General features: G+C 59.7%; 11 protein-coding genes. 9 read left to right on the plus strand and 2 right to left on the minus strand.

The genetic code is table 11. The features are described 5' to 3' along the window. Positions 1 to 131 precede the first annotated feature (131 nt). From GE253_RS25180 to GE253_RS25225, 9 genes are all read left to right on the plus strand, one after another. Complete coding sequence (locus tag GE253_RS25180) at positions 132 to 545, plus strand: TrbI/VirB10 family protein (protein WP_282183264.1); 414 nt, start codon at positions 132 to 134, stop codon at positions 543 to 545. Positions 546 to 548: 3 nt separating this feature from the next. Further along, positions 549 to 845 (plus strand): DUF2274 domain-containing protein, encoded by a 297-nt coding sequence (locus GE253_RS25185; RefSeq protein WP_153206911.1) that lies wholly within the window; start codon positions 549 to 551, stop codon positions 843 to 845. 3 nt (positions 846 to 848) lie between these two features. Then, complete coding sequence (locus tag GE253_RS25190; RefSeq protein ID WP_153206912.1) at positions 849 to 1,166, plus strand: DUF736 family protein; 318 nt, start codon at positions 849 to 851, stop codon at positions 1,164 to 1,166. 180 nt (positions 1,167 to 1,346) lie between these two features. Further along, positions 1,347 to 1,673 carry a trypco2 family protein gene (locus GE253_RS25195; protein WP_153206913.1) on the plus strand — a complete coding sequence of 109 codons (327 nt, stop codon included), beginning with the start codon at positions 1,347 to 1,349 and terminating at the stop codon, positions 1,671 to 1,673. Between the two features lie 234 nt (positions 1,674 to 1,907). After that, entirely contained in the window at positions 1,908 to 3,143 is a 1,236-nt protein-coding gene (locus tag GE253_RS25200; RefSeq protein WP_153206914.1) for a hypothetical protein, read from the plus strand. Next, on the plus strand, positions 3,140 to 4,111 hold the full coding sequence (locus tag GE253_RS25205; protein ID WP_153206915.1) for a MoxR family ATPase: 972 nt from the start codon (positions 3,140 to 3,142) through the stop codon (positions 4,109 to 4,111). The genes GE253_RS25200 and GE253_RS25205 overlap by 4 nt, the downstream gene beginning before the upstream one ends. 318 nt (positions 4,112 to 4,429) lie before the next feature. Beyond that, entirely contained in the window at positions 4,430 to 7,729 is a 3,300-nt protein-coding gene (locus GE253_RS26130; RefSeq protein ID WP_211101596.1) for a formylglycine-generating enzyme family protein, read from the plus strand. A 21-nt stretch (positions 7,730 to 7,750) separates the two neighbouring features. Further along, complete coding sequence (locus GE253_RS25220; protein ID WP_153206916.1) at positions 7,751 to 8,722, plus strand: HRDC domain-containing protein; 972 nt, start codon at positions 7,751 to 7,753, stop codon at positions 8,720 to 8,722. A 334-nt stretch (positions 8,723 to 9,056) separates the two neighbouring features. Then, positions 9,057 to 9,944: a formylglycine-generating enzyme family protein gene (locus GE253_RS25225; protein WP_211101597.1), complete on the plus strand. Its 888-nt coding sequence runs from the start codon at positions 9,057 to 9,059 to the stop codon at positions 9,942 to 9,944. 63 nt (positions 9,945 to 10,007) lie between these two features. On the opposite strand, the gene GE253_RS25230 is transcribed toward GE253_RS25225, so the two are convergent. Beyond that, entirely contained in the window at positions 10,008 to 11,243 is a 1,236-nt protein-coding gene (locus tag GE253_RS25230; protein WP_348770953.1) for a tyrosine-type recombinase/integrase, read from the minus strand. Between the two features lie 195 nt (positions 11,244 to 11,438). Continuing rightward, positions 11,439 to 11,729: a hypothetical protein gene (locus GE253_RS25235; protein WP_153206918.1), complete on the minus strand. Its 291-nt coding sequence runs from the start codon at positions 11,727 to 11,729 to the stop codon at positions 11,439 to 11,441. Between the last annotated feature and the right edge of the window lie 173 nt (positions 11,730 to 11,902).

Raw genomic sequence — 11,902 nt, forward strand, 5'->3', positions numbered from 1 at the left:
ACAAAATCCGCAGCGCATCTCGCTTGAATTCCGCCGTGATCTTGACCTGCTTTACTCGAACCATCAAAACCTCCATCAAACCCAAATTTTAGGATGATGGCTCTCCACTTTGCCAGGGCAAGTCCACACGCCTGATCGGCACCTATGATAGCCGCGTCAGCTTTGGACAGGAGCGTGCATTGCTGCTCTGGCAACGCCTGATCCGCCCCGATGGCTCATCCCTGCAACTGGACAATCTGCCGGCCAGCGACACCCAAGGTCGGTCAGGGCTCACCGACGACGTGGACTTCCACACCGGGCGCCTACTGAAGGGTATCGCCATGGCAACACTGCTCGGTGTCGGTACCGAGCTGTCCTTTGGGCAGCAGGAAAGCGACCTTGTTCGGGCTGTCAGGGAGTCCGTCCAGCAGAACGCCGACCGCGCTGGCCAGCGTCTGGTTGAACGCAATCTCGATATCCAACCGACCCTGACCGTCCGCCCAGGCTGGCCGCTGCGCGTCATCGTGCGCCGGGACCTGATCCTATCGCCCTACCGTGGAGGCTGACCCATGCTGAAGCTCCCCAAGCTCCCCGACCGCACGCCGGTCAAGCTGACCGTCACCCTCAATCCTGAACTGCATCAGCGGCTGCAATCCTACGCTGCCCTTTACCGGGATACATACGGTACTACCGAGCCGGTGGCCGATCTCATCCCCTACATGCTGGATGCCTTCCTGGACAGCGACCGTGCTTATGCCAGGGCTCAGAAGGAGGACCGTCCGTCTAGGCAGGACGCTGTTGGCGGTCGGAAACGCCAGCGTGTGGCCATGGCATCAGGTCGCCAGCCCAGCGAACCGGAGGACTGAACCATGGCCACCATTGGCAGATTCACTCAAACCAAAGATGGCGGTTGGACCGGAACCATCCGTACCCTGACAATCAATGCCAAGGTGCGGCTGGTCCCGAACGACGGTCGCGACAATCCTTCCGCACCGGCCTACCGTCTGTTACTCGGCCAACATCACATCGGGGATGCCTGGGAGGCACAGACCAATGACAAAAGTCCGCAGCCGTACCTGCGGGTGCGATTTGATGATCCAGCTTTGCCAGGGCCGATCAATGCCGCCCTGTTCTGGTCAGGTGATGCTGACCTTGCAAAGCTGATATGGAGGCGTGTGCGCGTTTAGCGAGGGGCTGGAGGCGAATTTCTGCTCGTAGAGTAAGACTAAAAACAATTGACCATACGGGTTCTACTATTTTTTAGGACCATAAGTCCAAATTATAAAAATTCGCATAAAATCTCTTGTCTTTCATGCTCCCTATAGTGGTATGCTTTCGATATATTGTCGTTTAAAGGAGAAAAAGGCATGAACGTTGTTGCGGGCCAATCTGTTGGTATCGCGGACGCCATTGATACCCTTCGCAAAGAACTGGCTGAGGCCATCAATCGCGGTGATGGTGAGGAATTGCGATTCAAGGTCAACGGAATTGAGCTGGAACTTACCGTCGCCTGCGAGATCAGTGGGAACGGCAAGGCCAGTTTCAAGGTTTTCGGAATCGGCGGTGAAGTGGGTGGGAGTGCCAAAGGTACCAATACGCACAAGATAAAGCTAATGCTTGAGCCAACGGATAAGGAGGGAAAAAAGAAAGATACGCTCGTACGGGAAAGTGTCGATGACTTTCCAAGTGAATAGCAAAATATTTTATGGGGATCGGAAGTGAAGCCAGACCTAGTTGTTAGAGTAGAAGTTATATTTTCGAACGATAAAAAGGCAATTGGGACTGGCTATCCGATTGCTGGAGGTCGGATACTCACCGCACGTCATGTTGTGTCGGCGACAAACTGCACAGCAAAAAGTGTAGAGGTGGTCTGGTGTAAGCTGGGTTCCGACGGGAATAGGCCACGCGCTGAGGCGGCGATTGTTTGGATGCCTTCGGATGAGAAGGCGGACCTTGCAGTGCTCAGTTGTAATTTCCCTGCTGAAGTCCAGGGGCCGTTCGGTGCCATTTCATCCCGGTCACCCCGTTCTCATCAGCAGTGGGAAAGTCATGGCTTTGCATCTGCGGAGGCTGACGGCGGTAGTCGCCCCTTGGTCGCGCTAAAAGGAACTTGCTTCCAGCCATCAGGCAGTCGCGACCTTCATTTTGATTTGGATGTCAGTGCAACCACATCCATGAACAATGGGTGGCGCGGTGTGTCCGGTGCGCCGGTCTTCGTCGACGGAATGATCAAAGGTGTTATTGTCGAGTGTCCTGAATACTATGAAAATGGCCGCCTTCGTGCCATGCGAGTTTCGAATTTATATGACGATCAAACATTTTGTGATACGGTTGAGCTTTCTGGTATTGTAGAATATAATAAATTAACTGAACGGTTTTTGGTCATTTTTCTAAAAAATAGTAAATCATTGTGTAGGGCGTTATCCAATAAGCTTAAAATAGATGCGGGATATATAGATAAAGAATCACTTATTGTTGCAATTTTGCTGCAAAATACTGCTGAGGAGGCTCTTGTAATATTTGAAAATATTTGCAAGTCATGGGACCGAAGCGCCTGGCCAGATGATGTCACCCCTGAATCCATCTGTGAATTTATATTCCGTGCTCTCCCGTGTTTGGTCGATAGTGGGCTTATCCGTTCTTTAGGTGTCCAGGATAGTGTGAGTTGGAAGCCTGATCCAGTTAACATTCATACTGAACACATGGCAGAGATAGCGATGGCTTCCTACGATAAGCGTGCGGTTCAGGTTGAGCCTGTCATGGGTGACGGCGCTGCGGCTTTCAGGGCAAAACACGCGATCCCTGCCCCCCCCACAGAGGGGCTTCATTTTGATGCAGAGGCAGCGTTGGTTAATATAACCAATCATATTGTAGACGAATATGCACCTGCGGTGGAATCAGGCACTGATAATGGTGCTGGCATCAAGATAGCGAACAGGAGGATGGCTCAATTATCGGACAGTGCAGAGTCAGTATATATCACTTTTCTTTGCGATCAGGACAGAAGATATCAAAATAATGCAGATTTGATGTGCAAATTGAAACAAAGATTCGAGAATTTATTTGTAATTCCACGTAGCGCCAATGAGGATGTAATTTTGAACGAAGGCACCATTCCCAGCTCCATAAAGTACTTCCTCACACTCGCTGCCAGGACGAAATGATGCAGTTCTTGACCACCCACCCCGGCCAACCGCTGACCCTTGCTCCGCTGGGAAGCCAGCCGGAACAGGTGCATGTTTTTGATCAGGACAGCATCTATGCCATCAATGCGGCATTAGCGGCCCGGCGTCCACTTTTGGTGCTGGGGGAACCGGGGACCGGGAAAAGCCAGTTGGCGCTGGCGGCGGCATCGGCCTTGCGGCGGGCCTTTGTGCAGAAGGTGGTGACCGCCCGGACCGAGGCGCAGGATCTCGTTTGGCACTTCGATGCCGTCAGCCGTCTGGCGGAGGCGCAACTGGCAGGTGCCTTAAAATCTGAGGAGAACCACACGCAGGTGCGAGAGCGTTTGGCGGTTGAGAATTTTCTGACACCGGGTCCGCTCTGGTGGGCGCTAAACTGGGGCTGTGCGAAGACGCAGGCTGAGAAGGCCAAAAGCCCGCCGCCGCATCAGCCGCCGGGATGTGACCCGGCGAATGGCTGTGTGGTGTTGATTGATGAGATCGACAAGGCCGAGCCGGAATTGCCCAATGGCCTGCTGGAGGTGCTGGGCAATGGGGAATTCACACCGACCGGGTGGGACAAGCCGGTCAAATCTGCCGACACCCCGCCCCTGATCATCATCACCAGTAACGAGGAGCGGGCATTGCCCGCCGCGTTTCAGCGCCGGTGTCTGGCACTGCGGTTAACCCTGCCGACGCAGCGAGACGCGTTGATCGCGCATCTGATCGCGCGGGGGCAGGCACATTTCCCCAATGCCAGCGCCGATATGCTGGCCCGTGCCGCGGCACAATTGGCGGATGATCGCCAAGCGGCGGCAGGCGACATTGCCCGTCCAAAGCCGGGACAGGCGGAATATCTGGATCTGGTGCGCGCCATCATCACCCTGGCACCCGACGCGCCGGAGGAACAGGTGCGTTTGATTGAGCAGATCGCCCCCTTTGTCATGAAAACCCATCGCGGCGAGGGGTAAGCAATGCGGGCACTGCATGGTCGGGCCGATCTGGTGCGGGCACTGGCCAGCGGATGCCCCACCCCACCAGAACAATTGGCCGCCCTTCTGGGCTTTCAGGTCAAATCACCAGGGCCGGAGAGGCACGAAGGATCTGCTTCCCTGACCATATCGGCCACTTTGTCTGCTGCCGCCGAGGTGATTAAGGCGACAAGGGCGGTGGACACCGCCCCCCCAACCCCGTCAGTTCCCTTTTGGCAACCGGTTGCCCGCGAATACCGTTCTTCGGCCCCCGAACGGTCAGAATTTTATGCGGCCCCGGTCGATGATGGGCCTGGGATGCCGGACAAACTGCCCCCATGGCCGTCCCTGTCACCCTGGCCGCATCTGTTGGCCCGGCTGCGGGCCGGGCTGGCGCAAGCCCGCCCCAATGGTGGCCCCGACATTCAGGCCGCCGTAACACGCATCGCCACGGCGCAGCAGCTTGACCGGGTTCCGCGTTTGCTACGGCGGCAATGGGGTGCCGCCATTCAGGTGATTGATGATCGCAGCCGGCGGCTGGTGCCACTTTGGCATGATCAGGATGAGTTTCTGGGCTGGCTGATGCCTCTGTTCCCGGAAAACAGCGTGGATCATTGGCGCTGCTGGGACGGGGCAACGCTTCTGCTGCCGATGGATGAACGGAACCAGCATCTGGATTACGCCCCGCCACCGGCGGGAACCATTGTGCTGGTTCTGGGCGACCTGGGCTGTCTGGACCGGTCGGCGCAGCCCTTGGTCCAGCATTGGCTGGAATTTGGGCGCACATTGCGCGCGGCGGGTTGTGTGCCCGTGGCCCTGATGCCCTGTGCGCCGCACCAATGGCCCGCTTCCCTGCCGCGCGTCTGGCATCTGATTCCTTGGGAGGGGCCGCTGGCCCCGCCATCATCCAATCATGATCCGGCGGAACAGTTGTTGTCGCTGCTGTCGCCCGCCGTCCGGATGGAACCGGGCCTGCTGCGGCAGGTTCGGCGGTTGCCAGGGGCGGGCGGTTTCGGCGTGGCGGCAGAGGTGGCCGCCTGGCAACATGGTGTCATCACCAGCCAGTCCAGCGTTGCGGCATCGCTGGATGCCGAAGGGGCCAACCGTCTGCGCACGGATTTCGCCCAATATCCGGCGGACATACAGCGCCTTGTCTTGGCGCTGATCCGCGACTGGCGGGCCGGCCTGTCCCCTGATGTCTGGTATGAAGAAATCCTCAGCCTGCCGGCCACCAGTACCGCGCATCTGCCCGTGCCGGAAGAAAGGCAGCGGGCCATCCATCGCTTCCGTCAGCTTGGCCAAGCCTTGGCCAGTTTGGATGATCCAAAGCGTGCCGCCGGTTTTGCCATGGGTTTACGTGGGTTATTATCCCGTATGCCCAAGGACATGGTGGAACCGGAAATCCGGCAGGCGATGGACCAGTTCTGGCATTTCGTGCGCCAATGGGATGGGCGCGCGAATAACACCAGCACGGAACCGCCCAGCGGTTTCGATCCCGGCAGCGTCGCACCCCGCCCTGATGCCGTGCGGCAACGCCTGCATCTGCACCATCAGGGCGGGCATTTGCGGATTTCCCCGCCGGACAGTGCAGAAGCGGGGGGCAGCCCGCTGGCCACCATCAACAGTGTGAACGGCCTTATTGCCATCACCGGTGATGACCTGCCTGATCCGCGCGCGTCTTTCTGGCCAGGGGGCAAGGCCCCGGCCTGGGCCGGTGATTGGGGCCATGACCGGTTTGGGGCCTGGGCCAGTTTCACCATTGCGGGCGTGACACAGCGGATGCGTTGGATGGCACCGGGCCGGTTCCGGATGGGGTCACCGGCGGATGAACCGGGGCGGTATGATGATGAAGGCCCTGTGCATGAGGTGACAATCAGCAAGGGTTTCTGGCTGTTTGACACGCCCTGTACACAGGCGCTGTGGCAGGCGGTGATGGGGGATAACCCCAGCCGGTTCCAATCCCCGGATCGACCGGTGGAGCAGGTGAGTTGGGACGGCGCGCAGGGATTTATTAAGCGGCTCAACAGCATGATTCCCGGCCTGTCGCTATCACTACCGACGGAGGCGCAGTGGGAATATGCCTGCCGTGCGGGCACAGAGACAGCGCTTTACACGGGCCCGATAGATATCAAGGGCGAACATGACGCCCCGGCGCTTGACCCCATCGCCTGGTATGGCGGTAATTGTGGCCAGGGGTTCGAGTTGAGGAATGGGCACGACATCTCGGATTGGAACGAACGACAGTACCCCGATACCAAGGGCGGCACCCATCCCGTTGGGATGAAGGCCCCGAATGGTTGGGGTCTGTACGATATGTTGGGCAATGTTTTGGAATGGTGTGCAGACGGTAACCGTGACTACAGCACCGGTTCTCTCCTTGATCCCATCGGCGAGACTAAACGCGGTGCCCTCCGTTCGCTTCGCGGCGGTTCCTGGATCTACTCCGCGCGCGTCGTGCGGGCGGCCTGCCGCTTCTGGGGCCGCCCGGATGACCGGCGCGGCATTTTTGGCTTCCGGTGCGCCCAAGGTCAGGATGGCCCGGAGGGGGGAGCGGAGCGGTCATTGCCGCAGTCGCCCCGGCTGGCGGAGCGCCGGGGTGCGGCGGGAATGACAGGGCCGCGACCGGGCACCAGCGTGGTGGAGGTGGGGGGCGATGCCGTGCTTGTGCCAATGCCCGCCACCCCGGCCCTGATCATCCGTAGCGATTGCGAAGAATTGCATCTGGCACAGATCGCCCGCCCCGATTGGGCCAGCGCCATCGGCCGTGACCGGTTCGGCCTGTGGACCCGCATTGATGTTGCGGGCGCAAGGCAGCGACTGCGCTGGATGGCACCCGGCCGGTTCCTGATGGGATCACCAGAGGATGAGCCTAGGCGGTGGGATGATGAAGGTCCCGTGCATGAGGTGACGATCAGTAAGGGTTTTTGGCTGTTTGACACGCCCTGTACACAGGCGCTGTGGCGGGCGGTGATGGGGGATAACCCCAGCCGGTTCCAATCCCCGGACCGACCGGTGGAGCAGGTGAGTTGGCACGACACGCAGGGGTTCATAACCCGGATCAACAGCATGGTTCCCGGCCTGTCGCTATCACTACCGACAGAGTCGCAGTGGGAATATGCCTGCCGTGCGGGCACGGATACGGCGCTTTACACAGGCCCGATAGAGATAGACGGGGATGATAAGGCCACAGCGCTTGATCCAATTGCTTGGTATGGCGGTAACAGTGAGGGTGAAACCCATCCCGTTGGGATGAAGGCCCCGAATGGTTGGGGGCTTTACGACATGTTGGGCAATGTTTGGGAATGGTGTGCGAATGCTGAGTACAACTATGGCTCTGGCTCCATGGGGGAGACGGAGGACGGTGCGCTCCGTTCGCTTCGCGGCGGTTCCTGGGACAGCGCCGCGCGCCTCGTGCGGGCGGCCTGCCGCTGCTGGGTCCGCCCGGATGTCCGGCTCGGCAATTTTGGCTTCCGGTGCGCCCAAGGTCAGGCAGGCCCGGAGGGGGGAGCGGAGCGGTCATTGCCGCAGTCGCCCCGGCTGGCGGAGCGCCGGGGTGCGGCGGGAATGATAGCGCCGCGACCGGGGAAGACGCCCGCCACAAAAAAACGCAAGAAATAACGACCACGAGAAAGATCAGCCATGCGCATGGCATTTTTCACCATACCGGTTCACGATGGGGACGAGGCGTCTGCAGCCCTGAACCAGTTTTTGTCCAGCCAGCGTGTCATCGCCGTGGATCGCCATTTCGTGCAGGATGGGCACAATAGCGCCTGGTCGCTCTGCGTCAGCTTCGTTCCCGCCGGTGATGCCCGCGCCGCCGTCCCGGCCCGGCGCGGCGTCAAGGTGGATTACCGGGAAGTCTTGAATGAACAGGACTTTGCCCTGTTCGCCCGTCTGCGCGCGGTGTGCAAGCAGTTGGCCGACGCCGAGGGTGTTCCTGCCTATGCCATCTTCACCAACGATCAACTGGCGGCCATGGTCAAGGGCAGAACCCAAAGCCTGACCGCCCTGCAAACCATTGACGGGGTGGGGGAGGCAAGGGCTGCAAAATATGGTGGGGCCTTCCTGCCGCATCTGGTGTCGCCTGCCGCAGATCAATCCGGGGATAAAGGGGCGGCGGGGCGGGGCCTGCCCATTGGCGCCTTACCGTCACAGCATTTTGCCAATGCCTATCTGGGTGCGCTGGATCGCTTCCTGCTGGAACAATGCCATGCGCGGGGAATGGTGCGGTACATGGATGATGTTGTGTGGTGGGCCGACGACAAGGCGACCATTCTTCGGATGATGAGGGCGGTTGAAGCCTTTGTGGGCGATGAGCTGGGCCTGACCATCAAGGATAATGTGCGTATCGGCCAAAGCCGCGATGGGGTCAACCTGTGTGGCTATCGGGTATTGCCCGGCGGCCTGTTGCTGTCGCGGCGGCGCAAACGACGTTATATGTTGGCGCGGCGTTATTGGGAAACCGCCTTTGCCAGGGGGCGCATCGACGGTCGGGCCTTGCAAACCGGCTATTCCGCCGCACTGGCCATAACGGCCCATACGGATTCCAGCACGTGGCGGGCGGCACAGATCCGGCGGCACCCTGTTGCCGGGCCGGTCGTAACGATATAGGGTGGGGGTGGCTGATGGTCGAACAAACGGCGCAAACCGTTCGCTTCGCGGCGGTTCCTGGAACAACACCGCGCGCAACGTGCGGGCGGCCTTCCGCTTCTGGATCCACCCGATTGTCCGGATCGACGATGTTGGCTTCCGGTGCGCCCAAGCTCACGGGAAGGACAGCGTCCCCCCTGACCAGACCATTGGCCATGGCTACATTCGCGGATCAATACCGCATGGGGCCGAAACGAAAGGGCGGTCGGTGTGCTGGTCGTGCGGGTGGATGCCCCGCGAACGCTCACCGGCTTGCCGCCCGTCATGCGGCGGTGTGCGGATGAATGGCGCGTCCATGGCGTTCATGCCCCCTCTGGCCAATGGCAATCCACCGGATTGGGCCAGCGAATGGGGCCAGGATGAACATGGCCTGTTCGTCGGCTTTACGATTGCCGGTGTGACGCAGCGGATGCGTTGGATGGCACCGGGCCGGTTCCGGATGGGATCGCCAGCGGATGAGCCGGGGCGGGATGATAATGAAGGTCCTGTGCATGAGGTGACGATCAGCAAGGGTTTCTGGCTGTTTGACACGCCCTGTACACAGGCGCTGTGGCGTTCAGTTATGGGGAACAACCCCAGCCGGTTCCAGTCCCCGGATCGACCGGTGGAGCAGGTGAGTTGGAACGAAGCGCAGGGGTTCATAACCCGGATCAACAGCATGGTTCCCGGCCTGTCGCTCGCCCTTCCGACGGAGGCGCAGTGGGAATATGCCTGTCGTGCGGGCACGGATACGGCGCTTTACACTGGGCCTATTGATATTGACGGGGATGGTAAGGCCACAGCGCTTGATCCTATTGCCTGGTATGACGGCAACAGTAAGGGTGAAACCCACCCCGTTAGGGTGAAGGCCCCCAACGGCTGGGGCCTGTACGACATGTTGGGCAATGTCTTGGAATGGTGCGCGGATGGTCGACGTAACTACAGCTCCGCCCCCCTTGTCGATCCCATCGGGGAGACGGACAACGGTGCGAACCGTTCGCTTCGCGGCGGTTCGTGGGACTACGCTGCGCGCAACGCGCGGGCGGCCTTCCGCCGCTGGTTCCACCCGGATCTCCGGGGCGGCAGTATTGGCTTCCGGTGCGTCCAAGGTCAGGCAGGCCCAGCGGGGGGAGCGGAGCGGTCATTGCCGCAGTCGCCCCGGCTGGCGGAGCGCCGGGGTGCAGCGGGAATGACAGCGCCGTGACCGGGGCACCACGCCGGAACAGTATAGACGCAGATTCGACCCAGATCATGGCGGCGGGCAGCACTATCCATTGCATCGGACCGTGGTGTTCTGGGCGTTGACCCTGAACCGACGGTGCCGCGCGGCGCTGGACTGCGCCAAGCCAGCGGCCTGCTTTGCGATGAAGTCGGACACCTTCTCTGCTGCGTTCCTGACCGGATCGAGCGCCAGATGGGCATAACGGGCGGTGGTTTGCACCTGTGTATGGCCCAGCAACTTTCCGATCATTGGCAGCCCTTCGCCCAAGAACAGCGCGCCACTGGCGTAGGAGTGCCGCAAATCGTGGATGCGAACATCGTCCAGCCCTGCCCGTTGCCGGATGCGTCGCCACGGTGGTTGCAGGTCTGTCAGTCTGCCTCCCTCCTTTGTGCCCGTTATGACCCACGGATTATCCGGTAGCTTCGGGATGGCACGTAGGACGGCAGCGACACTATCGCCGAACAGAACGACTTTGGCCCCCGTTTTGGAATCCGGCAGCCTGAATGCCTTGGCCTGCCAGTCAACATAGGCCCATTTCAAGGTCATGATTTCGTTAAGCCGACATCCCGTCAGCATCAGCAGCCGGATGGCAGCGATGACGGAAACCGGCTCCGATTTCGCTGCTTCCAACTCGGCCAGTGTCCGCCCCAGTGCTGCATATTCGTCCGCGCTAAGGAAGCGCTCCCGCTTCTCCTCCGGGAACTTCTTCACATGCAGACATGGATTGCTGCCGTCGGGGCGAAGGCCCCAGACTTCGGCCAAATTGAACATCTTGGATAACACGCCAAGGGTTCTGTTGGCTTGGTACGGGATGTGCCGCAGCGAATGGTGGAGCTCCGCAATATCCCGGCGTTGGATGTCCGTGACCCGGCGGGTGCCGATCTTAGGATTGATGAACAGTTTCACCGACCGCCGATATTCATTCTGCGTCGAAGGCTTGCAGCGTACAGCGACATGCTCCTCCAGAAACCGCTCTCCCAGCGCCTTCATGGTCGGGGCCTTCCGCGCCTGATCGAGTTCCTGTGCCGGATCACGCCCGTTCTTCGCTTCGGACAGGATTTCATAGGCCCGTGCCCGCGCGTGATCGGCGGTGACAGGGCCGTGTTGGCCAATCGTGATGAACCGTTGTTGCCCGTTGATCCGGCACTTCACGATGTAGACCTTGCGGCCTGTCGGATGGATGCGGACGCCGAACCCCCGCAACTCGTCATCCCAGACCACCTTCAGGGTCGGACCTGCCGCCGCGGCATCCACGGAACGCTTGGAGAGCTTTGCCATCATCCATCTCCAGAAACACCGGAAGCGCCATACTGGTGCTTGGTATCAGCTACCAAATAGCTACCAGATGAGATAAAATCGGAGCGTTGATGATGGTATCTGGTCGTACATAGAAGTCAAAATATCAAAAGTATTATCAGGAATTTAGGCGATTTTGGCGTGCTCGAGAGTACATCATCGTATGAATACTTTTCAAACTCATAACCTGAAGGTCACAGGTTCAAATCCTGTCCCCGCATCCAATGACGTTATAACAACCCGTCCAGCCCCGGCTGAGCGGGTTGTTGCGTTCAGGATCTCCGCCAGCTTGCCATGCAACTCCGCCTGTACCTCGCCGCGACGAGCGCTAGGCGTGATCACCACCTTGTCGATCAGCGACCGGATCGCCTCCATGACCTCGCCGCGGGTGGTGGCATCCTCCAGGGCCGTCGTCAGCCGCTCGATCATCCTGGCGTAGAGGCCGGCGACATTGGGATGGATATCGGGCATGACGGCCGGCGCTTCTGACAGCCGGGCCGCAAGCTGCTCCTTCTGCTCTGGACTTGCCCTGGCAAAGTGGAGAGCCATCATCCTAAAATTTGGGTTTGATGGAGGTTTTGATGGTTCGAGTAAAGCAGGTCAAGATCACGGCGGAATTCAAGCGAGATGCGCTGCGGATTTTG

This window comes from Niveispirillum sp. SYP-B3756 (assembly GCF_009495745.1).
Taxonomy (GTDB): domain Bacteria; phylum Pseudomonadota; class Alphaproteobacteria; order Azospirillales; family Azospirillaceae; genus Niveispirillum.

Bases quoted from the DNA above. Each gene is read 5' to 3' on its own strand.
- GE253_RS25205 (WP_153206915.1), top strand. From the start codon at position 3,140: ATGATGCAGTTCTTGACCACCCACCCCGGCCAACCGCTGACCCTTGCT.
- GE253_RS25225 (WP_211101597.1), top strand. From the start codon at position 9,057: ATGGCGTTCATGCCCCCTCTGGCCAATGGCAATCCACCGGATTGGGCC.
- GE253_RS25235 (WP_153206918.1), bottom strand. From the start codon at position 11,729: ATGCCCGATATCCATCCCAATGTCGCCGGCCTCTACGCCAGGATGATC.
- GE253_RS25230 (WP_348770953.1), bottom strand. From the start codon at position 11,243: ATGATGGCAAAGCTCTCCAAGCGTTCCGTGGATGCCGCGGCGGCAGGT.
- GE253_RS26130 (WP_211101596.1), top strand. From the start codon at position 4,430: ATGCCGGACAAACTGCCCCCATGGCCGTCCCTGTCACCCTGGCCGCAT.
- GE253_RS25195 (WP_153206913.1), top strand. From the start codon at position 1,347: ATGAACGTTGTTGCGGGCCAATCTGTTGGTATCGCGGACGCCATTGAT.
- GE253_RS25190 (WP_153206912.1), top strand. From the start codon at position 849: ATGGCCACCATTGGCAGATTCACTCAAACCAAAGATGGCGGTTGGACC.
- GE253_RS25200 (WP_153206914.1), top strand. From the start codon at position 1,908: ATGCCTTCGGATGAGAAGGCGGACCTTGCAGTGCTCAGTTGTAATTTC.
- GE253_RS25185 (WP_153206911.1), top strand. From the start codon at position 549: ATGCTGAAGCTCCCCAAGCTCCCCGACCGCACGCCGGTCAAGCTGACC.
- GE253_RS25220 (WP_153206916.1), top strand. From the start codon at position 7,751: ATGCGCATGGCATTTTTCACCATACCGGTTCACGATGGGGACGAGGCG.